Genomic DNA, 20,057 nt, shown 5'->3' with positions numbered 1-20,057 from the left:
GGAGCTGTTCATGTCGAATTCCACTGTTGTCGTTGTTACCGGCGTGTCATCGGGTATCGGACGCGCCGCCGCCGAGAAGTTTGCCAGGCGGGGGTGCCGCGTATTTGGCACCGTGCGCAGCATCGCAAAAGCCGCGCCTATCTCGGGAGTCGAGCTTGTCGAGATGGATGTTCGCAACGATGCTTCGGTCCAGGCTGGAATCCAGTCCGTCATCGATCGCGCCAGGCGAATCGACGTGCTCGTCAACAATGCAGGAACGAGCATGATTGGCGCGGTCGAGGAAACGTCGACTGCCGAGGCCTCGTCTCTGTTCGATACCAACGTATTCAGCATTCTGCGCGCGACACAGGCTGTACTCCCCCACATGCGGGCACAACGCGGTGGAAGGATCGTCAATGTCAGTTCGGTGCTCGGGTTTCTCCCGGCGCCCTACATGGGACTCTATTCGGCGTCCAAGCACGCTGTGGAAGGGCTGACCGAAACCCTCGATCATGAGGTGCGCCAGTTCGGCATACGCGCAACGCTGGTCGAACCGACTTTTACCAGGACCAATCTCGACATCAATGCGCCTCAGGCGGGTTCGAAAATCGCCGACTATGACCGCGAGCGTGCCCTTGCAATGAGCGCAGTCGTGAACAGTGTCAAAGGTGCCCCCGAGCCCGAGGGCGTGGCCAACACTATTGTCGAAGCGGCGCTTGGCGCCTGGCGGATGCGTCGCACGCCTGCCGGACAGGCGTCGTTGCTGAGCAAGTTACGCCGCTTTATGCCCGCTGGTCCCGTCGATTCAAGCTTGAGGAAAACATTCGGACTTGGTTGAAGCGCTCGTCCACGCATCACATTGCGGCCAAGGTTCGGCGCAGCGGAAACCGGATCTCGAACGTGGTCCCCACGCCCTCGCGCGACGCAAACTCGATCTGCCCATCGAGCACGCGGCATAGCTCCCTGACGATCGCGAGCCCGAGCCCCGTGCCCGGAATCTCGTCGCAGGCCGCGCGCTCGAACTCATCGAATACGCGCTCCGCGTCGGCGGGCGCAATGCCGACGCCGGTGTCGGAGACGCGAATCGCCCAGTGTTCGGCGCCATGCATCGCGAACCGGATTTCGACTTGCCCCGACTTCGTGTACTTGATCGCGTTGGTCAACAGATTGACCGCGATCTGCTTGAGCTTCAGCCGATTCGACGTGACGACCGGCAGCGCCGCGTCGAATGCGCTGCGCAACGCAAGCCCTTTCGCCTCGATCGACGGTCGCGTCGACGCGACGAGTTCGTCGAAGAGTTCGCGCAAATCGACGTCTTCGAGCACGAGCGGCGCGGAATCTCCGAGCACGACCGAGTACTCGACCATCTGGTCGACCAGCTGCTTCATGTCGGCAGCCTGACGGTTCGCGAGCGTCAATGCGGTATCGGCTTTCGACGGCGCTCGCTCGACCAGTTGCAGCGCGACCGAAAACGCGTTGAGGAAATTGCGCAGATCGTGCACGACGCTGCGCGTGATCTGCATCCGCGATGCATATAGATCGCCGACCAGCCGTTGCTCGAGCGTCAATTCGTGATTCGCGCGTTCGAGCCGTCCCGTGTATTCGTCGATCTTGCGATCGCGTTCGGCGACCGCTTCCTTGATCGACTCATACCTGACCACGCTGAATGCTTCGGCGATCAGGCGGCGCGCGCGGCTCTCGTGACGGCGCGTGCACGTCCGGTCGCGTTCGACGAACTCTTCGAGCGCTTCGAAGAGCACCTGCTGAAAGAGGTCCAGTTCGCGCACCAGCTCTTCGATCCGGTAGCCCTGCTGCCAACGGACCTTGCCGTGCTTCTTCGCGTCGCGTTCGATCGACGTTTCGACGCGCTCGAGATCTTCTGCATCGAGCGCCCGGCACAGCTCGTCGAGAATATCCGGCAGATGGTCGGCCAGTTGCCGATAAGTGAGCTTGTCCGCTTCGACGAGATCGGCGTCGGCGGAGACGGCATGCATCCATTGCCGCGTCAGGCCGCCCCGTTCCGCGCGGATGAAGTTGGCGAAGTTGCGCAGCGGGCTCACGCGTCTGTCGGTCATGATGGATACCGGAATGGAGTTTCTACAACATACAACGCGCGAACGGTTCGAACGCCTCGATTTGCGCGGGCACCGCAAACCTGTTTCGCTGCCGATCGGCCACGCGACCCGATGCGCGCCGGCAACCCGCGTCATTATCCGCGCAATTGCCGTTCGTGGAACACCTCTTGCGAGACTCTGATCAGACGAGAAGGCAAATTTTGTCCGCAAAACATGATGTATTCGATATTGCTGGTCGACGACGAACCGGAAATTCTAGCCGCATGGCGGTTGATTCTGGAGAGCGAAGGGTATGAGGTGAGTTGCGCGAGCAACGGCGCCGAAGCACTCGCTTGTGTCGTCGCTCACGTTCCCGACCTGATTGTTACGGACTGGATGATGCCGGTCATGGACGGCGCGGAGTTATGCCGCCGTTTGAAATCGATGCCGTTATCCGTCAACGTACCGATTCTGGTCCATACCGCGGTGCCGCCTTCGGACAGCGATGCGCATTACTGCAGCGCATGTCTGCTGAAGCCGATCGGCGCGGATCTCTTTCTGACCACGATCGCGCAGCTCTGCGCGCCACGATGCTGATATGGCACGCGTCGCCGCGTTCACCGTCGTGCGATGACGTCAACGCCGTGCCACGTCATCGTCTGGGACACTTGCTGAGTCGGCCTTCAGGAAATCGACGAACGCGCGCAGCGGCGCGGGCACATGACGATGGCCCGGATAGTAAAGAAAAGGCCCTGAAAAGCACTGCCACCACGGTTCGAGAATCGCTTCGAGCGCGCCGCTGTCCAGATGCGGGCGCAGCATGTCTTCGAACAGGTGAATGATGCCGAGGCCCGCGACCGCGCCGCTGACCGCGAGGTCGATCGCGGCGCCGGGCCGCACCAGCAGCGGTCCCGTCGGATTCAATTGCAGCAGCTCGCCGTCGCGCTCGAAGTACCAGGTCGGCAGCGCGCCGCTGGCGAATTGCCCGCGCAGGCAGGCATGCGCGAGCAATTCGCCGGGATGGTGCGGACGGCCGTGCGCGTCGAGATACGCGGGCGCCGCGGCGGTCGCGAAGCGCTGCACGCGCGCGCCGATCGGCACCGCGATCATGTCCTGCTCGAGGCGTTCATCGTAGCGAATGCCCGCATCGCAACCGATCGACAGCACATCGACGAAACCATCCTCGACCACCACTTCGACGCGAATATCCGGGTACTGCTTCAGAAAGCGCGCAAGCACGTCGGGCAGCACGATGCGCGCGACGCTCGACGGCACGTTGAGCTTCAATGTGCCGGTCGGTTTGTCGCGAAAGCCGTTCAGCACGTCGAGCGCCGCTTCCATTTCGCCGAACAGCGGCGTCAGCTTCTCGATCAGACGCAGCCCGGCTTCGGTCGGCGCGACGCTGCGCGTGGTGCGGTTCAGGAGCCGCAGCCCGAGTTTCGTTTCGAGGCGCCGCACCGCGACGCTCAGACTCGACGCCGACACGCCGCTCACGCGCGCCGCGTCGCGAAAGCCGCCGGCGCGGGCGACGGAAACGAAGGCGGCCAGATCATTCAGTTCCATGACGATTGATTGTGCAGAATTTTGAACAACCCGTACACGTTAGACCGCTTTATTCAACAACGCAATTCCGGCGATACTGCCGCTCATCACTTCACAAGGAGATCGTCATGCCGAACTTCAGCTCCATCGACACTTTCGCACTAGCCGGCCGCCCGGTGCGGCGCATGGGCTATGGCGCGATGCAGCTGGCCGGCCCCGGCGTGTTCGGGCCGCCGAAAGACCGCGACGCGGCGCTCGCGGTGCTGCGTGAGGCGGTCGCATCGGGCGTCGACCACATCGATACCAGCGATTTTTACGGGCCGCACGTGACCAATCAGTTGATCCGCGAGGCGCTCCACCCGTATCCACGCGATCTGACGATCGTGACGAAGGTGGGCGCGGTGCGCGACGGCGCCGGCGCCTGGCTGCCGGCGCAGGAGCCCGCCGACCTCGAGCGGGCGGTGCATGACAATCTGCGCAACCTCGGGCTCGACGCGCTCGACGTGGTCAACATGCGCGTGATGGGCAACGTGCACGAGCCGAGCGAGGGCTCGATCGAAAAGCAGGTCACGGCGCTCGCCGAGCTGCAGCAGCGCGGGCTCGTGCGTCATGTCGGCCTGAGCAACGTGACGGCCGCGCAGATTGCCGAGGCGCAGCGCATCACGAAGGTCGTGTGCGTGCAGAATCACTACAACCTCGTGCATCGCGACGACGATGCGTTGATCGATGCGCTCGCGGAACAGGGCATCGCCTACGTGCCGTTTTTCCCGCTGGGCGGCTTCACGCCGATTCAATCGTCCGAACTGTCGGAGCTTGCGCGCAAGCTCGAGGCGACGCCGATGCAGGTCGCTCTTGCCTGGCTATTGCATCGGGCACCTAACATTCTGCTGATTCCGGGCACGTCTTCGGTGACTCATCTGCGTGAAAACCTGCAATCGGCGCAGTTGAAGCTCAGCGACGAGGTGCTCGATCAACTGAATGCGATCGGCGCTGAAAAGGGCTGATTACACCGATGCCGCGATGAACTCCCGCAACCATTGATGCGCGGGATCGCGATACACCCGCTCGTGCCATAGCATCGCCATCTCGTAGCCCGGCACCTCGACGGGCGGCTCGACCATCCGCAGCGCGTCCGTGCCGCGCACGAGACGCGCGGGCAGCATCCCCCCGAGAGCCGTGCTCGCGAGCACCGACTGCATGAACAGAAAGTGCGGCACCGACAGCACGACCTTGCGGGCGAGACCCGCCTTCGCGCGCGTCTCGTCGGTGACGCCGAAAAAGCCGCCGCCATCGGGCGACACGATTACGTGTTCGAGCTTGCAGAACTGCGCGAGGGTGGGCCGGCGCTTCAGCTTCGGATGACCCGCGCGGCCGACCAGCACGTAGCGCTCGGCAAACAGCACGCGACGGCGCAAGCCTTCGGGCGCGCCTTCGCTTTCAGCCAAGGCACGAACGTGTATGCGTCGTATGCGTTGCTGCCCATATAAATCCAATTGCTGAGAATGTTGGACATCACCATCTCCCACTCCTTCCGTCGCTAACGGGCGCCGCCCCCGGTTTCGCGGCAAAAGCCGCTCCCAGCCACGTTCTCACGCCTCTCGATGCCGCGGCACCGCTCTTGTGCCACGACTACCAAAGGTGCGGATATGCCAGACGGCCACAAATACTGTACATAAAGACTAAGATAGGTATGTTTACAAAATAAAGCAAGGAGGTTCGGACAGCCCGCTCATCGCTTTCGTCCTCGAAGGTGGGACCTCGGGCGCCCGAGCTGCTTGCAGGAACAGGAGCCGCGTTCTGCTTCTAACCGTGGCTTGGCATCTTGTGCTCAACCTTGTGAAGGCAGGGAATTCCCTCTCTTTTTTCTTTTTTTTATTTTTGTATTATGACCTAACTTTGGTAGTATTTTCTACGAAGGCGCCGCGGGAAACGTTTTGAACCGGGCTGCCGATTGACGATTCAGGAGTTCAGACATGGATGAAGCCACGCGCGAGGCGTTCGCCGAGGACGGCGCCGTTCTGGTCAAAGGTCTTCTCAGCGAGCAGCAGTTGGCCCGGTGCCGGGAGGTCTTCGACTGGGGCATAGAGAACCCCGGGCCTATGGCTTGCAGCCTGTTCGAAGGCACGGTACACAAGACCCACAACGACAACGCCAATCCGTATGCGAAGGGGCGTCTGGACGAGCTGGTTGGCCAACTGCCGTTCGGCCGACTGTTCGCGGACCTGTGGGCCTCGGATCACGTCTGGTATTTCGCAGAGGAGCTGTTTTTCAAAAGTGGAGGCAGGAGCGGTCGCTCGCCGTGGCATCAGGACACGTCCTACCTGCCATGGGAGGGGATGCACCTCGGGAATGCGTGGATCAGCTTTGAGGGCGTCCCCAAACAGAATGCGCTTGAGATTGTGCGGCGATCCCATCGAGGTCCGCGTCACGATGGCACGACCTTTCAAAATGCTGAAGATCCGACTGATCCTCTCCATGGCGGCGATGTCTGGCCGCGCCTGCCGAATATCGAAGCTGAGCGCCGCGATAACCCGGCTGCTTACGACATCATTTCGTGGGCGACGGAGCCCGGTGACGTCCTGCTGCTGCATCCGGGCGTGCTGCACGGCGGCGGCGCGGTGGACCGCGCGTTTCCAGAGCGCCATACGCTCGTGCTGCGCTTCTTCGGCGACGACGCGGTTTTCAGTCCGCTGCCGCAACCGAGCGTCTCGGGCTTCACGTCGTCCGGTGTCTTGCTCATCGAAGAACTTGCCGCGTTGAAAGAATGGGATCCGTTTCGCGCACCGTGTTTCCGTCAACTCGTCTGACCAAAGGGGCCACCATCATGACAATGTCCACTACGCGGCAATCGATCATCCCGCCGCCGTTCCAGGCGTTCTACGACACTTACCATTTTTCACCCGCTACCCGCGTGCGGAACACGATCTGGGTCTCCGGCCAGGTCGGCATCGGCACGGATATGAAAGCCGGCGAGGGCATGCCGGCGCAGGCCCGCATCGCCTTCGAGTCCCTCAAAGCCGTGCTCGAGACGGCGGGCGCGGGCCTCTCCGACGTGGTGGAGCTGACCACCTTTCACACGGACTTACGCGGTGAAATGGAGGCCTTTTCGGCGGTCAAGGACGCGTACTTCCCGGCGCGCTATCCGTCGTGGACCGCGGTTGGCGTAACACAATTGGCGCTGCCAGAGTTGTGCATCGAGATTCGGGCTGTGGCCGTGGCAGGCTGCGGCGAGGACTGAGCGGTTCGGCCCCGATGTATAGGGTTTGATTCTAACGATGCGTACTACGAATGAAAATGGGATCGGAAGGAGAGTCATGATGAGAAAGCACACCATCGGAACCATGTCCGCCATCGCGGCTACTTTATTGCTCGTGGCCGGAGTGGCAGTTGCCGACGACCTCACGCCGTCAGGCGCCGAGCGCGCGGCCAGCAAGGACGGACTCGTGCCGGCGTTGGCCGGCAGGGAAGCCACGCCGGCCGGCTGGGAGTGGGGCAAGGTCCGCGGTGACTTCTGGAAGTACAGGAACGAAAAACCCCTGTACACGATCGATGCGTCGAACGTCGACAAATACGCCGAAAAGCTGTCACCGGGGGAGATTCAGCTCGTCAAGCAGTTGAAGGGCTACCGCATGGACGTCTATCCGTCCCACCGCGAATGCCAGCTGCCGGATTTCGCCGAGCAGAATTCGAAGGCAAATCTCACGACGGCGAAACTCGCTTCGGATGGCGAGACGCTGCAGGCAGCGGCGCTACCGGGCGTGGCGTTTCCGCAGCCGAAGAACGGCGCCGAGGCGATCCTCAACTATGAAACACGGTACCGCGGCGAGGGGGTCGAGTGGTCGCCGGTTGTCACGTCCATTTCACCGCGCCCGGGCGGCAGCGACTGGATCGACGCAATCGGTCCCCAGGTGTTCTATTTCCCGGGGGGCAAGGATGGCAGCAGCACGCCGCAGGATGTTGACCAACTCAGTCTCGGTGCCTACTTTTCCGTCGATTCGCCGGCAGCACTGGCCGGGCAGGCCTTCGTGCAGCGGCAGTACTTCGATAAGGATTCGGAAACGTATTACTACTTCCCCGGCCAACGCCGGGTGAGACGCATGCCGGCCTATACGCACGATGCGCCACTGATCGGCTTCGAGAATCAGTATCTGATCGACGAATCCAACATGTTGAACGGCTCAATCGACCGCTTCAACTGGAAGCTCGTAGGCAAGAAGGAAATGATCGTCCCGTATAACGATTTCGGCATGTACACCTTCAAGGACAAACTGCATGACGTCGCCACGCCCAATGGCATCTCGTCCGATCATCGCCGCTACGAGGTGCACCGCGTCTGGGTCGTGGAGGCGACGCTCAAGCCCACGGCGCGCCACGTTGCGTCGAAGAAGGTGTTCTACCTGGACGAGGATAGCTGGCTTGCGCTCGTGGGCGAGGACTATGACGCGCAGGGCAAGCTCTGGAAGGTGCGCGAGAGCTACCCGATCCCGGTGTGGGAACTGGGCGGCGCCTGCGATAACGAGCCGTTCGTGCAGTACGACGTCAACAACGGGCGCTACGTGTTCGACGCTTCGTCGATTGGCCAGGGTAAGGACATTCGCTGGTACCAGCAGGTCAACGACCTGCGTTTCAAGACGGACTTCTTCACGGCTGAATCCTTGCGATCGGTGAGCGAGCGCTGAAGTTCGGCGAAGGACCAGGGACCGGCGTGCATCGGTGACGTGCGCCGGGATCGAGGGTGACGGCAGGGGAGATCCATGAAAACGAAGATCATCGGAAGATATATTGCGGCGTCGCTGGCCATGTTCGGTACGGCTGCGACAAGTGCGTACGGTTATGAGTTCACGACGGGTCTGGGTGATCTCACGGGTTCATGGGTGACCAACCTCACGGGGGGCGCGGGCATCCGCACAAAAAACCCGAGCTGCTCGCTTACCGGCGACCCGAACTCGTTCGGTTGCGGCGCGGCAGCCAACACCAATCAATGGGGCGTGGGTGACGACGGTAATCTGAACTACCGCAAGGGTCAGCCCTTCAGCACCTACATCAGCGCGACGAGCGAACTGCTCTTCAAGATGCCAAGCGAGGGCCTAAAGTTCATGATCCGTGGCACGGGTATGTACGACTTCCTCGCCGGCGACACGAACCGCACGCCGCTGTCGAGCACCGCTGCGGCGCAGGTCGTCTACAACGTGCAACTGCTCGACCTGTGGGGCGAGAAGGATTTCACGATCAACGGGCAGAACGCGCACGTGCGCCTCGGCAACCAGGTGGTCAACTGGGGCGAGAGCATGTTCGCGCAGGGCGGTATCAACGCCACCAACTCGCTCGACGTGCAGAAGCTGCTGATTCCCGGCTCGCAGCTGAAGCAGGCGCTGCTGCCCGCGCCGATGATCAGCTTTGCAGCGGACCTTTCTCATGGCTTTAGTACTGAGGATTACTACCAGTTCTCGTGGAACGGCAACCGCTATCCGCCGGTGGGTTCGTTCTGGTCGGTATCGAACAGCCTGGGCCGGGGAACCAACCCGTATACGGTGAGCACCACTAATCTGAACGTGGCCGGCCCCAGCGCCGGCACCATCGCGGGGGCCAGCAGCGGCAACCAGAACGTGCTCGACGGCATCAATAACGGCCTCGTCAGCGGTGCGTTTGCGGGGCCTCCCTTTAACGTTGTCGGCCTGCCCGTCAACTGGCAGGCGCCATCGAAGTACCATCCGCAGTTCGGCATGAAGTTCAACTATTCGCCGCGCTCCTTCGATGCGAACTTTGCTGTCTATTACGAGAACTACACCGACAAGTCGCCGGTGCTTTCGTCTCTGGCCAATGGGACGTTGGACTGGTCGTATCTGCAGAACCGTCAGCTCTTTGGCGCCAGCGCGAACTTCGGGATCGGCAACTGGGCGATCGGCACCGAGCTCTCGTACCGGCCGCACGATGCCGTCGCACTGTCGAGCTGCTATGGCGCAGGTGGCCCACTGGACCTGAACACCAACGGCGTGGCCGGCGTGAATTGCCAGCAATGGGCCGACATGAAGAAGCTCCAGTACGACATCAACGGGCTGCTGGCGCTCACGCGCAGCGAGTATCCGTTCCTCAAGCTGCTCGGTGCGGATGAAGCGACGCTGACCTGGGAGCTCACATGGATCTACTACCCTGGCCTGAGCCAGCGCGGCGTCACGCGCTCGGTGGATGGCCAGACGGTCACGCAGGTGCCTCAGGCGGGCTACCTGCCCTGGCTGAACAACGGATCCAGCCTGGGCTACCCGATCGGCATGGCGCAGGGCACGTCGAGCTCCGTGGGCGCAACCATCGATTTCAACTGGACCTACGACGGCACGCTGATTCATGGCTGGCAGGTGACGCCGGGCGTGACGTTCGCCGACGGACTCTACGGCTATACGCCGACGCTTACCGCGAACTACCTGCAGGGCTCGAAGTCGCTGAACCTCTACGTGCTGTTCAACCAGAACCCGACGGTCTGGCAGGCGGGCATCAATTACACGCTGTTCTGGGGTGGGCACAACACCGTAGGCAATCCCTACGCAGACCGCAACTTCGTCGGCATGTTCGTCACCCGGAACTTCTGATGGCCGAAGCGCCGGTGTGGGGTCCGATGCCGCTTGTCGCCGGAGCTGCCGAAACATTTGAAGGGAAAATGCCGTGTTAAATCGTCTGGTAAAAACGCTGGAAAGGGTGTTCTTCGGTCACCGCATGGCGGTGCTGGTGAGCATTGGCCTGTTCACCGTTGTCATGGCATTTTTTGCCGTGCAGTTGCGGATGGATGCGGGCTTCGAGAAGCAGATGCCGATCGGCCACGAATACATTCAGACCTTCCAGAAGTACCGCTCCGACCTGCTCGGCGCGAACCGGATCACCGTGGTCGTGCGTGCACGCAAGGGCTCGATCTGGACGAAGGAAGGGCTTACGCGACTGTACAAGGTGACCCAGGCGGTGACGTACCTGCCGAACGTGGACCGCATTGGCGTGCAGTCGCTGTGGACGCCGAACGCCTACGTGAACGAGATCACCGACGAGGGCTTCCGCGCGGAGCCAATCATCTCCGGCACGATCACGCCCGACCAGCTCACGCCCGACGTTGTCGCGAAGGTGCGCCGTGCGACGACACTCGGCGGCTATATCGGCACGCTCGTTTCGCACAACGAAGACAGCGCCATGATTACGGCCGAGCTCAACGAGCGGGACCGCACTGGCAAGGTTCTCGATTACGTGGCGTTCAACCACCTGCTCGAAGCCCAGATCCGCAAACCGTTTGAAGATGCGGGCTATGAAATCCAGATCATTGGCTTCGCGAAGCAGATCGGCGATATCGCCGATGGCGCGACCGCCGTGCTCGGCTTCTGCGGCATCGCGTTGCTGCTCACGGCGCTTGCGGTCTACTGGTACTGCCATTCGGTGCGCTTCACGATGCTGCTGATTTCATGCTCGCTGACATCGCTCGTCTGGCAGTTCGGCACGCTGAAGCTGTTGGGCTTTGGACTGGACCCGCTCGCGGTGCTGGTGCCATTCCTGGTCTTTGCGATTGGCGTCTCGCACGGCGTACAGCAGGTCAATTTCATCGTGCGGGAGATTGCGCACGGCAACAGCTCGTTCGATGCGGCGCGGCACAGCTTCAGTGGTTTGCTGATTCCGGGCGTACTGGCACTCGTCACCGCATTCGTATCGTTTATCACGCTGCTGCTGATTCCGATACCGATGGTGCGGGAACTGGCGATCACGGCGTCGCTCGGCGTCGCATACAAGATCGTGACGAATCTGATCCTGCTGCCGGTGGCGGCGTCATGCTTCAACTTCGCGAAGAGCTACGCGGACAGCGCGCTCGAGCGCAGCGAGCGGCGCTCGGCGTGGTTGCGCGGGCTCGCGCGCATCGCCCAGCCGCGTTATGCAGGCGTGACCGTTGCATTGACGCTGGTGGTGTTCGCACTTGCCGCGTGGCAAAGCCGCGACCGTGTGATCGGCACACTGCAGCCGGGCGCGCCAGAACTGCATGCGGATGCGCGTTTCAACCGCGATGCCACGTCGATCGCTTCGAGCTACGACATCGGCCTCGACTGGCTCACTGTCGCGATCGAGTCGGCGCAAAAGGGCTGCGATAACCCGGCAGTCGGCCTGTACGAGGACGACCTCACGAGCGCGATGCGCACCGAGCGAGGCGTGGTGTCGGTCGAGTCCTACTCGGCGATGCTGCGCCGCTACAACCAGGGCTACAACGAGGACTACCCGAAGATGAATGTCGTGCCGATCGACCCTGGGAACTACGGCGCGGTCTCGGTGGATGTGGGCCGGGTGAAGGGCTTCATGAAGGCGGATTGCAGCATGACGGCCGTGCACCTGTTTCTCACCGACCACAAGGCCAAGACGATCAGCCGGATCCTGGACGACGTGAAGACGTATCGCGCTACGCATCCGTTCCCGGGCATCACTGTGCGTCTCGCGGCGGGCAATGCGGGCGTACTCGCCGCGACCAACGAGGAAGTGGCAGCGAGCGAGTTGCCCATGATGCTCTACGTGTATGCAGCGATCCTGATACTGGTGTTCCTCGCCTACCGCGACTGGCGCGCGATGCTCGCGTGCTGCCTGCCGCTCTCGGTGGCGACCTTCATCGGCTACTGGTTCATGAAGGAACTGCAGATCGGGCTCACGGTGGCGACGCTGCCCGTCATGGTGCTGGCGGTGGGTATTGGCGTGGATTACGCGTTCTATATCTACAACCGGCTGCAGGTGCATCTGGCGGGCGGGCAGAACATCGTGAAGGCTGTGCAGCACGCAATGCTGGAAGTGGGTGTGGCGACGATCTTTACGGCTATCACGCTGGCCATTGGCGTGGCGACGTGGAGCTTCTCGGCGCTGAAGTTCCAGGCCGACATGGGCAAGCTGCTGGCGTTCATGTTCCTGGTGAACCTGCTGATGGCGATGACGGCACTGCCGGCGCTGGCCTCTGTGCTGGAACGGTGGTTCCCGAGGCGCAAACCGGCGCGTGCGCCTGGACTCTTCAGCCATTGAACAGGGGAGACGCAGTCATGATCAAGATACTTGTTGCTTGTGCCGCGCTGTGCGCGAGTGCGGCAGTCTGGGCTCTGCCGCCGGGAGCCATTGCGGAGTGGGCGGCGATGCCCGCACACGCGTGGGCGGCCCCGTCCCACATGATGCTGCTGGACGCCACGCGTGCGGGTAAGCGCATCGTGGCGGTGGGCGAGCACGGCGTCATCGTTATATCGGATGACGAAGGAAAGACGTGGCGCCAGGCGAAAGGAGTGGCTGTTTCGGCGACGCTCTCGGCAGTCACCTTTACCGACGCGCAGCACGGCTGGGCGGTCGGCCAGTGGGGCGTGATTCTCGCAACGGGCGACGGCGGCGAGACCTGGCAGAAGCAGCGGATGGACCTCTCGGTGGACCAGCCGCTCTTCTCAGTGCTGTTCACGAGCCAGAGAGATGGCGTGGCCGTAGGCCTGTGGTCGCTGATGCTCGCCACGCACGACGGCGGCAAGACGTGGACGAAGGTGACTGTGCCGAAGCCGCCGGGTGGGCACGAGGGCGGACCGCAACCTGTACCACATTTTTGCCGACAGCAAGGGCGCGCTCTATATCGATTCGGAACAGGGGATGGTGCTGAAGTCCACGGATGGTGGCGCGAACTGGAGCTATCAGGCAACGGGCGGCAAGGGCACGCTGTGGACGGGCGTGGCGCTGCCCGACGGGCGGATCGTGGTGGGCGGGCTGCTGGGCAGCCTGTACCAGAGCAGCGACGGCGGGGCGACGTGGGCGGCGCTGAACGCGGGCACGAAGAGTTCGATCACCGATCTCGTAGCGACTCGAAACGGACTGATGGGCGTCGGGCTCGATGGCCTTGTGTTCCGGCAACGCGAGGGCAGCACGTCGTTCGAGGTTCATCAGCGCGACGATCGCGCAACGCTCACCGTCGCATTGATTGATGGCGCCGGCAAACCGGTGTTGTTTTCGCAGGAGGGGGTGCTGACGATCCATTGAGAAGCGCCAGTCGCTATCTTATTAAGAGTTCTCCTTAAGAGCGGAGAAGAAAGGGGAGAAACAATGAAACTGAATTGGGCATGAAAGATGGATCGGAAACGTAAGCCGGATACACAGACCCGGCGCCAGCTGCTACGCGTGACGGCGATGGGCGCGGCGTCACTCGCGGCCGGCGGCATGTCGCTGGCCCAGGCCGCCGTAACGAAGCCCATGAACGGCGACATTCTGGACGTCGCGATCATCGGCGCGGGTCTCGCTGGATTGACCGCGGGCCGTGACCTCAAACTGGCCGGATGCGATTCGTTCGTCGTGCTCGAGGCACGCAACCGCGTCGGTGGACGCACCTATAACCACGACCTCGGACACGGCGTCGTTTCCGAAGCCGGAGGGCAGTGGATCGGTCCCGGCCAGACCGCGATCTTCGATCTGGCACGTCAACTCGAGATCGATACGTTTCCGAGCTGGTACACGGGTAAGACCGTCGTGATGGCGCAGGGCGCTACGGTGGCGCAGGACTTTCATGGCGGCACTGGGGGTGACGACACGATCGGCAACCGGCTTGCCGAACTGTCGCGCGGCGTGCCGTCCGGCGCGCCGTGGAAAGCACCGCATCTGGCGGAACTGGACAAGCACTCTTACGGCGAGTGGCTCTTGCAGCAGGGCGTGAAATACGAGGACGGCTACTTTCTCGCGCTAGCCGCGAAGCTGACCACGGGCGGTGCGCCGGCGCAGCTGGGTCTGCTGCACTACTTATCGATGATCAACAGTGCAAGCTGCAACTACACGCAGCTCGAAGCGTTCAAGGGCGGCGCGCAGGAAACGCGCATCGTCGGCGGTTCGCAGCGTCTGAGCATCAAGATGGCCGAGCAACTCGGCGACAAGGTCAGGCTGTCCTCGCCCGTGCGCAAGGTCACCGGCTGGGATCGTGACGTTGTGGAGGTGCACACCGATCAGGGCGTGGTTAAGGCGCGTCGTGCGATCGTCGCGATGAATCCGGCCCTGTGCAATCAGGTTGTTTTCGATCCGCCGTTGCCCGGCGGGCGGGCGCAACTCCAGCAGAACTGGCCCACGAATGCCCCCATGCGCAAGACGGTCCACGTCTACGACAAACCGTTCTGGCGCGACGCCGGTTATTGCGGAACGATCTTCCAGGTCGGTGGCCCCGTCTTCATGGCGTACGACAACTCGCCTCCCGATGCATCGCTCGGCGTGATCGCCGCATTCGTCGCGCCGGGGATGTTGCCGGACGATTCCGCGATGGCCGAAAAGACGCTGTCGGCCACTTTTGCCAAGGCATTCGGCGACCGCGCGCTGCATCCGACGCAGTTCCACGACTACGACTGGGGCCGGGTCGATCCATGGACCCTGCATTGCATCAATCCCATGCCGCCGGGCTTCTGGACCAGGTGGGGCAAGTATCTGCATCCCGAAGTGGGGCGCCTGATCTGGTCAGGGACTGAAACCGCCAACATCTGGGCCGGCGCGATGGACGGTGCCGTGCGTTCGGGCCACCGCGCTGCCTTGCAGGCGCTGGCCGGCTTCACTCGACGCGGCGAGGAGGCGTGAATGAAACGGGCATGGATCGTAAGCGCAGCCGTTGTGCTGGCAGGCGTCGCAGGCGTGGGAGCGCTCTACGGACGCGATTACCTCGACGGTATGCATTTCGAACAGGCGATGAGCGAGATCGACAAGACGGCAGTGGCCAACGGTGGCCCATGGCCGCAACCGCAGGAGACCTGCTACTTCTGCCACGGTGCGCACGGGCAGTCCGTCAACGCCTGGTATCCGGCGCTGTCCGGACAGCCAGAAGCTTATCTCGTCGCCCAGTTGCACGCGTTTGCCGGCGACCTGCGACCTAACCCCCACATGGGGGCGATTGCGAGGGAGCTTACGGACGAGCAGATCAAGTCGTTGGCTGTCTATTTCGCGCGGCAGACGCCGGCCCAAAGCGAAGCGGTGCACGGCCAGGCGGCGCTCGAAAAGCGCGGGATGGCGCTCGTAGCGGCGAAAAGCTGTCAGGCCTGCCACGGGGCGTCGTTCATGGGCCGCAACCTGGTGCCACGACTGGCGGGCCAGGGCGAAGCCTATCTCGCGAAGCAGCTTGCTGCGTTCAAGACGGGCGAGCGTCGTGACCCGAGCGGCGCAATGAACGGGATGGCGGCCACGTTGTCCGGCGAAGACATCCAGGCGGTGGCCAGCTATCTGGCGAGCCTGACGCCGGGTGGCAGCGCCGCAGGCACGCAATAGCTGCCATGGCGTAACGGGCAGGAACAGTGGGGTGACAGGGAATACCCTGTTTTTTTCAGTTTCGTTAAGTTGTCAATGTGACCTAAGTTGGGTATTGTGTTCTATTAATGAAGCGTGCTTCATCGCAACACTGACTGACGGTGCTGTTTGTCAGCCGCCGGCGACATCCCCGCATTTGACAGACGCAACATTTAACCAATCACGTTTCAGGAGACAAGCATGGCAAAGCATCCCGTCGTCGTTTATGGCGCAAGTGGTTACACCGGCATGTTGATCATGGACTGGCTCATCGACCAGGACATTCCCTTTACGGCGGTAGCGCGTAACGCGAAGCGCACGCAGGACATGATGGCGCAGCGTGTCGTGCGCCTCGAATCGGCGAACTACGAAGTCATCGAAGCCGAGCACAACGTGGATTCGCTCGTGAATGCCTTTCGCGGTGCAAAGGTCGTGTGCAACACGGTCGGGCCGTTCTTCAATTTCGGCCTTACGGCCGTGGAAGCGGCGCTCAAGGCAGGCTGCCATTACCTCGACACCACTGGCGAGCAGCACTATATCCGCCAGGTTCGCGAACAGTTCGGCGAGAAGTTCCGGCAGGCGGGGCTGCTGGTATCGCCCTCGAACGCCTACATGTACACGTTCGCGGAAATCGCCGCCGAACTGGCGCTTGAAACGCCCGGCATCGATGCGCTGGAGACCGCCACGCTCACGCGCGGCCCGCGCGGCGCCGGCGCCGGTGTGAGCGTGGGCTCCACTGCGACCATCTTCGAAGGCTATCGTCAGGAAGCATGCTATCTGTGGGAAAAGAAGCTGGTGCCGCATGACAGCCACGCTTCGTTCAACATCGCCTCTCCCGACTTCCTTCAGCCCGTGTTCGCCCTGCCGTGGGGCGGGACGTCGCTGCCGATCTACTTCGAGCACGATCCGCGCGTGCGCAGCTGCGTTTCCTGCGTGGGCTTCTACGACAACAATGCGATGCAGATGGTGCACGCGCTTGGACAGAAGTGGGAAGCCGAGTACGCGAACTTGCCGCGCGAGCAGCAGGATGCGGTGCTCAAGCAACTCGTCGACTCAACCACGCCGGCCATGCCGCCGCGCGAACGCACGTCGCTTCATCGCACTGTCGACTTCGCGATTGGCCGCGGCCAGCTCTCGGCCGTGCGCGCGACCGTGCACGGCATCACGCCATACATCGCGACCGGCGCGATCCAGACGGCCGCGGCCATCAAGCTGCTCGACGGCGAGACCGCGAAGGTGGGCTTCGCCTCGGGTTCCAAGGCATTCGGGCATCGCTATCTGCTCGGCTTCCTCGAGCAGCGTGGGCTCGCGCGCGCGACCGTCGCTCAGCTGTAAGCGCCGCGAGCGCGCAGTTTCGGTACAGATTCAGGACAGACAGGGAAACACGGGATATGGCAATCATTGACTTCTTCGACCGCGGTTGGCGCATCAGCCCCAACGGCATCGCCTACATCCAGGACGAGCGTAGCTATTCGTTCGATGAGGTGCACACGCTGTCGTGCCGCATCGCTAACGGCCTGCTCGCTGCCGGCTTCGAAAAGGAAGCGAAGGCAGCGGTCTGGGCCGACAACGACGTCACGGCATGGACCTGCACGCTGGCGCTGTGGCGTGCGGGTGTGGTGTGGATCCCGGTGAACGGGCGCAACGCGCCGCAGGAGAACCAGTACCTCCTCGACGCGTTCGATTGCGAAGCGCTGTTTTTCCACCAGACGTTCGCACCGGCGATCGAAGCGCTACGCCCCAGTCTGCCCAAGGTCAGGCTCTGGGTCTGTATCGATGCCGATCTGCCGTGGGCGCCGTCGCTCGAGAAGTGGAGCGCGGCGCAACCTGCGACAGAGCCGCGCGTCGATTACGACATGGACGACATCGTGACCCTTTCGGCCACGGGTGGAACGACGGGTTTGCCGAAGGGAGTGATGAACACGCATCGCGCGTTTCAAACCTACTTCGCGCAGTTCATGATGGCGTTTCCGTATGGCGTGGAGCGTCCGGTGAATCTCGCCGCCGCGCCCATGACGCATACTGCGGGAATGCTCTCGCTGCCGTGCACCGCGCGCGGCGGCACGGTGGTCGTGTTGCCCAAGCCGGAGCCGGCGCTTCTTCTCGCGGCGATCGCGAAGCATCGGGTCACGGAGTTCTTCCTGCCGCCGACGGTCATCTATCGCCTGCTCGATATCCCCGGCATCGAGGACCAGGATTTTTCGTCGCTCAAGTGCTTCCTGTATGGCGCCGCGCCGATGTCGGTGGAGAAGCTCAGGCGCGCGATCGTGGTGTTTCGGTCCGGTTATGGCGGGCGGCTACGGACAGACGGAAGCCCCGGCGTCCATCTCCTATCTCACGCCTGCCGAGCACTTCGTCGACGGCAAGCCTGCGCCGGACAGCCGGCTCTCGTCGGTCGGCAGGCCCAACCCGCTGATCCGCGTCGAAATCATGAACGATCGCGGCGAGATCCTGCCGCAGGGCGAGACCGGCGAAATCTGCGTGCGCGGCGACCTTGTCATGAAGGGCTACTACAAGGCGCCGGAGAAGACCGGGGAAACGATCATCGACGGCTGGCTGCACACGGGCGACGTCGGTCATCTGGATTCCGAAGGGTATCTGCACATCACCGACCGCAAGAAGGACATGATCATCAGCGGCGGCTTCAACGTGTATCCGAGCGAAGTCGAGCAGGTGATCTGGGCCCATCCGGCGGTGCAGGATTGCGCGGTGATCGGTGTGCCCGACGAAAAGTGGGGGGAGGCCGTGAAGGCGGTGGTGGAGCTCAACGCGGGTCAGAGCGTCAATGCCGAAGATCTCGTGGCGTTGTGCAAGGAGAAGCTCGGCTCGATCAAGGCACCGAAGACTGTGGACTTCGTCGCGGCACTGCCTCGCAGTACGGCCGGCAAGGTGCTGAAGAAGGATCTGCGCGAGCAGTACTGGCAGGGTCAAACCCGCCGGATCTGAGTCAGCAACGTTGAGATAAAACACCATGAGCGACATTTACATCGCCGGCATTGCAATGACCGTGTTCGGCCGGCACTTCGAGCGCAGCATCGACGATCTCGCGGGCGAAGCGCTACGCGGAGCATTGAAGGATGCGGGTTGCGATGCTGGGGCGATCGGCGCGGCTTTCTATGCCGGCATCACCAATGGGCCGCTGCAGGGCCAGCTGTCAATTCCGGGGCAGGTCGTGTTCAGCAAGATCGGGATTGAAGGCATTCCGGTCTACAACGTCGAAAACGCCTGCGCATCGGGCAGCACCGCGGTGCATCTCGCAGCGCAGGCACTTCGGTCGGGCGCCTGCGATGTGGCGCTCGCGCTCGGCGCGGAGAAGATGAACGTCGCGGACAAGGCGAAGTCATTCGTCCTGTTCGAGGCGGGCTGGGACGTGTCGCGCGTCGACGAAAACTTCGCCAGGCTGATGAAGCTCGGCGAAGGCATCGAGCCGCCGCCCGGATCGGAGTCCGATCGGCCCTATAGCCGCTTCATGTCGGTCTACGCCGCGCTGTGCCGGTATCACATGAAGACCTACGGCACCACGCAACGCCAGATCGCCGCCGTGTCGTCGAAGAACCATCTGCATTCGGTGCACAACCCGTATTCGCAGTTCCGCCAGCCGTTCACGATCGACGAAGTACTTGCGGCACCGCCGATCACGTATCCGATCACGCTGCCGATGTGCGCGCCGGTTACGGACGGTGCGGCAGCGGCGATCCTCTGCACCACGGAGGGGCTGCGGCGCATCGGCGCCGACCACAAGCGTTGCATCCGGATTGCGGCGAGCGTGATCCGCAGCTTCACGCATCGATGCGCCGACGAGCCGGAAAAGAACATCGGCCGCCTCGCCGCGCTGCAGGCCTATCAACAGGCAGGCCTCGGCCCCGAGGACATAGATGTCGCGGAAGTGCACGACGCGTCGGCAATGGGGGAAATCATCCAGGCTGAAAATCTGCAACTGGTCCCGATCGGCCAGGGCGGCCCCGCAGCCGAGCGCGGCGAGTTCACCCTCGGCGGGCGTATTCCAATCAACACATCCGGCGGCCTCGAATCGAAAGGCCATCCACTGGGTGCGACGGGAATCGCTCAGCTATACGAACTGGTGACTCAACTGCGCGGCGAAGCGGGCGCGCGTCAGGTATCCGGCGCGCGGCACGCAATTCAGGAAAACGGCGGCGGATTTCAGGGTATCGAAGAGGCGGCGCTCGCCGTCCACATTCTGAGCAAGACTTGAAG

General features: G+C 62.7%; 14 protein-coding genes and 3 pseudogenes. 14 read left to right on the top strand and 3 right to left on the bottom strand.

Translation table 11 applies throughout. The annotated features are described in order from the left end of the window. Positions 1-10 precede the first annotated feature (10 nt). Positions 11-817: an oxidoreductase gene (locus OKW26_RS15175; RefSeq protein WP_184060687.1), complete on the top strand. Its 807-nt coding sequence runs from the start codon at positions 11-13 to the stop codon at positions 815-817. 16 nt (positions 818-833) lie between these two features. Here the strand turns inward: OKW26_RS15175 and OKW26_RS15170 are convergent, their stop codons facing one another. Then, the gene (locus OKW26_RS15170; RefSeq protein WP_429354130.1) at positions 834-2,054 is read right to left on the bottom strand and encodes a sensor histidine kinase; all 1,221 of its coding nucleotides are present in this window, start codon (positions 2,052-2,054) and stop codon (positions 834-836) included. A gap of 111 nt (positions 2,055-2,165) precedes the next feature. Here OKW26_RS15170 and OKW26_RS15165 point away from each other — a divergent pair, with 111 nt between their 5' ends. Next, positions 2,166-2,630, top strand: coding sequence for a response regulator (locus tag OKW26_RS15165; protein WP_429354129.1), 465 nt, complete (start codon positions 2,166-2,168; stop codon positions 2,628-2,630). Positions 2,631-2,669: 39 nt separating this feature from the next. Here OKW26_RS15165 and OKW26_RS15160 read toward each other — a convergent pair whose 3' ends face one another. After that, positions 2,670-3,596 (bottom strand): LysR family transcriptional regulator, encoded by a 927-nt coding sequence (locus OKW26_RS15160; protein ID WP_429354128.1) that lies wholly within the window; start codon positions 3,594-3,596, stop codon positions 2,670-2,672. Between the two features lie 107 nt (positions 3,597-3,703). Between OKW26_RS15160 and OKW26_RS15155 the strand changes: the two genes are divergently transcribed. Further along, on the top strand, positions 3,704-4,579 hold the full coding sequence (locus OKW26_RS15155; protein ID WP_429354127.1) for an aldo/keto reductase family oxidoreductase: 876 nt from the start codon (positions 3,704-3,706) through the stop codon (positions 4,577-4,579). Here OKW26_RS15155 and OKW26_RS15150 read toward each other — a convergent pair. Further along, positions 4,580-5,008 (bottom strand): annotated as a pseudogene (locus OKW26_RS15150) (LysR substrate-binding domain-containing protein); the annotation flags it as partial. 540 nt (positions 5,009-5,548) lie between these two features. Between OKW26_RS15150 and OKW26_RS15145 the strand changes: the two are divergent. The 11 genes and pseudogenes from OKW26_RS15145 (at position 5,549) to OKW26_RS15095 (ending at position 20,055) form a co-directional block, all read left to right on the top strand. Then, entirely contained in the window at positions 5,549-6,382 is an 834-nt protein-coding gene (locus OKW26_RS15145; protein WP_429354126.1) for a phytanoyl-CoA dioxygenase family protein, read from the top strand. Between the two features lie 17 nt (positions 6,383-6,399). Next, entirely contained in the window at positions 6,400-6,813 is a 414-nt protein-coding gene (locus OKW26_RS15140) for a RidA family protein (RefSeq protein WP_429354125.1), read from the top strand. A gap of 76 nt (positions 6,814-6,889) precedes the next feature. Beyond that, positions 6,890-8,254, top strand: a complete 1,365-nt coding sequence (locus tag OKW26_RS15135) for a DUF1329 domain-containing protein (protein WP_429354124.1) — start codon at positions 6,890-6,892, stop codon at positions 8,252-8,254. Positions 8,255-8,329: 75 nt separating this feature from the next. Then, entirely contained in the window at positions 8,330-10,159 is a 1,830-nt protein-coding gene (locus OKW26_RS15130; protein WP_429354123.1) for a DUF1302 domain-containing protein, read from the top strand. A 73-nt stretch (positions 10,160-10,232) separates the two neighbouring features. After that, positions 10,233-12,593 carry an efflux RND transporter permease subunit gene (locus tag OKW26_RS15125; RefSeq protein ID WP_429354122.1) on the top strand — a complete coding sequence of 787 codons (2,361 nt, stop codon included), beginning with the start codon at positions 10,233-10,235 and terminating at the stop codon, positions 12,591-12,593. A gap of 17 nt (positions 12,594-12,610) precedes the next feature. Beyond that, positions 12,611-13,577 (top strand): annotated as a pseudogene (locus tag OKW26_RS15120) (WD40/YVTN/BNR-like repeat-containing protein). An 87-nt stretch (positions 13,578-13,664) separates the two neighbouring features. Beyond that, on the top strand, positions 13,665-15,143 hold the full coding sequence (locus OKW26_RS15115; protein WP_429354121.1) for a flavin monoamine oxidase family protein: 1,479 nt from the start codon (positions 13,665-13,667) through the stop codon (positions 15,141-15,143). Continuing rightward, on the top strand, positions 15,144-15,824 hold the full coding sequence (locus OKW26_RS15110; protein ID WP_429354120.1) for a c-type cytochrome: 681 nt from the start codon (positions 15,144-15,146) through the stop codon (positions 15,822-15,824). It begins immediately after the preceding gene. Positions 15,825-16,043: 219 nt separating this feature from the next. Beyond that, the gene (locus tag OKW26_RS15105) at positions 16,044-17,177 is read left to right on the top strand and encodes a saccharopine dehydrogenase family protein (protein WP_429354119.1); all 1,134 of its coding nucleotides are present in this window, start codon (positions 16,044-16,046) and stop codon (positions 17,175-17,177) included. A gap of 56 nt (positions 17,178-17,233) precedes the next feature. Beyond that, positions 17,234-18,788, top strand: a pseudogene (locus OKW26_RS15100) (AMP-binding protein). A gap of 25 nt (positions 18,789-18,813) precedes the next feature. After that, a complete protein-coding gene (locus tag OKW26_RS15095; RefSeq protein WP_429354118.1) occupies positions 18,814-20,055 on the top strand; it encodes a thiolase family protein in 1,242 nt (413 codons plus the stop codon). Positions 20,056-20,057: the final 2 nt, after the last annotated feature.

Origin of the sequence: Paraburkholderia sp. 32, assembly GCF_050435345.1 — a bacterium.
GTDB classification, from domain to species: domain Bacteria; phylum Pseudomonadota; class Gammaproteobacteria; order Burkholderiales; family Burkholderiaceae; genus Paraburkholderia; species Paraburkholderia tuberum.
Note: the sequence above shows the minus strand (reverse complement) of the source record. Positions and strands in the feature narration are given on the sequence as shown.

What these genes read in the sequence shown, in the direction of transcription:
- OKW26_RS15170 (WP_429354130.1), bottom strand. Translation starts at nt 2,054, where the DNA reads ATGACCGACAGACGCGTGAGCCCGCTGCGCAACTTCGCCAACTTCATC.
- OKW26_RS15115 (WP_429354121.1), top strand. Translation starts at nt 13,665, where the DNA reads ATGGATCGGAAACGTAAGCCGGATACACAGACCCGGCGCCAGCTGCTA.
- OKW26_RS15105 (WP_429354119.1), top strand. Translation starts at nt 16,044, where the DNA reads ATGGCAAAGCATCCCGTCGTCGTTTATGGCGCAAGTGGTTACACCGGC.
- OKW26_RS15110 (WP_429354120.1), top strand. Translation starts at nt 15,144, where the DNA reads ATGAAACGGGCATGGATCGTAAGCGCAGCCGTTGTGCTGGCAGGCGTC.
- OKW26_RS15140 (WP_429354125.1), top strand. Translation starts at nt 6,400, where the DNA reads ATGACAATGTCCACTACGCGGCAATCGATCATCCCGCCGCCGTTCCAG.
- OKW26_RS15095 (WP_429354118.1), top strand. Translation starts at nt 18,814, where the DNA reads ATGAGCGACATTTACATCGCCGGCATTGCAATGACCGTGTTCGGCCGG.
- OKW26_RS15165 (WP_429354129.1), top strand. Translation starts at nt 2,166, where the DNA reads ATGCGCGCCGGCAACCCGCGTCATTATCCGCGCAATTGCCGTTCGTGG.
- OKW26_RS15175 (WP_184060687.1), top strand. Translation starts at nt 11, where the DNA reads ATGTCGAATTCCACTGTTGTCGTTGTTACCGGCGTGTCATCGGGTATC.
- OKW26_RS15155 (WP_429354127.1), top strand. Translation starts at nt 3,704, where the DNA reads ATGCCGAACTTCAGCTCCATCGACACTTTCGCACTAGCCGGCCGCCCG.
- OKW26_RS15135 (WP_429354124.1), top strand. Translation starts at nt 6,890, where the DNA reads ATGATGAGAAAGCACACCATCGGAACCATGTCCGCCATCGCGGCTACT.
- OKW26_RS15130 (WP_429354123.1), top strand. Translation starts at nt 8,330, where the DNA reads ATGAAAACGAAGATCATCGGAAGATATATTGCGGCGTCGCTGGCCATG.
- OKW26_RS15145 (WP_429354126.1), top strand. Translation starts at nt 5,549, where the DNA reads ATGGATGAAGCCACGCGCGAGGCGTTCGCCGAGGACGGCGCCGTTCTG.
- OKW26_RS15160 (WP_429354128.1), bottom strand. Translation starts at nt 3,596, where the DNA reads ATGGAACTGAATGATCTGGCCGCCTTCGTTTCCGTCGCCCGCGCCGGC.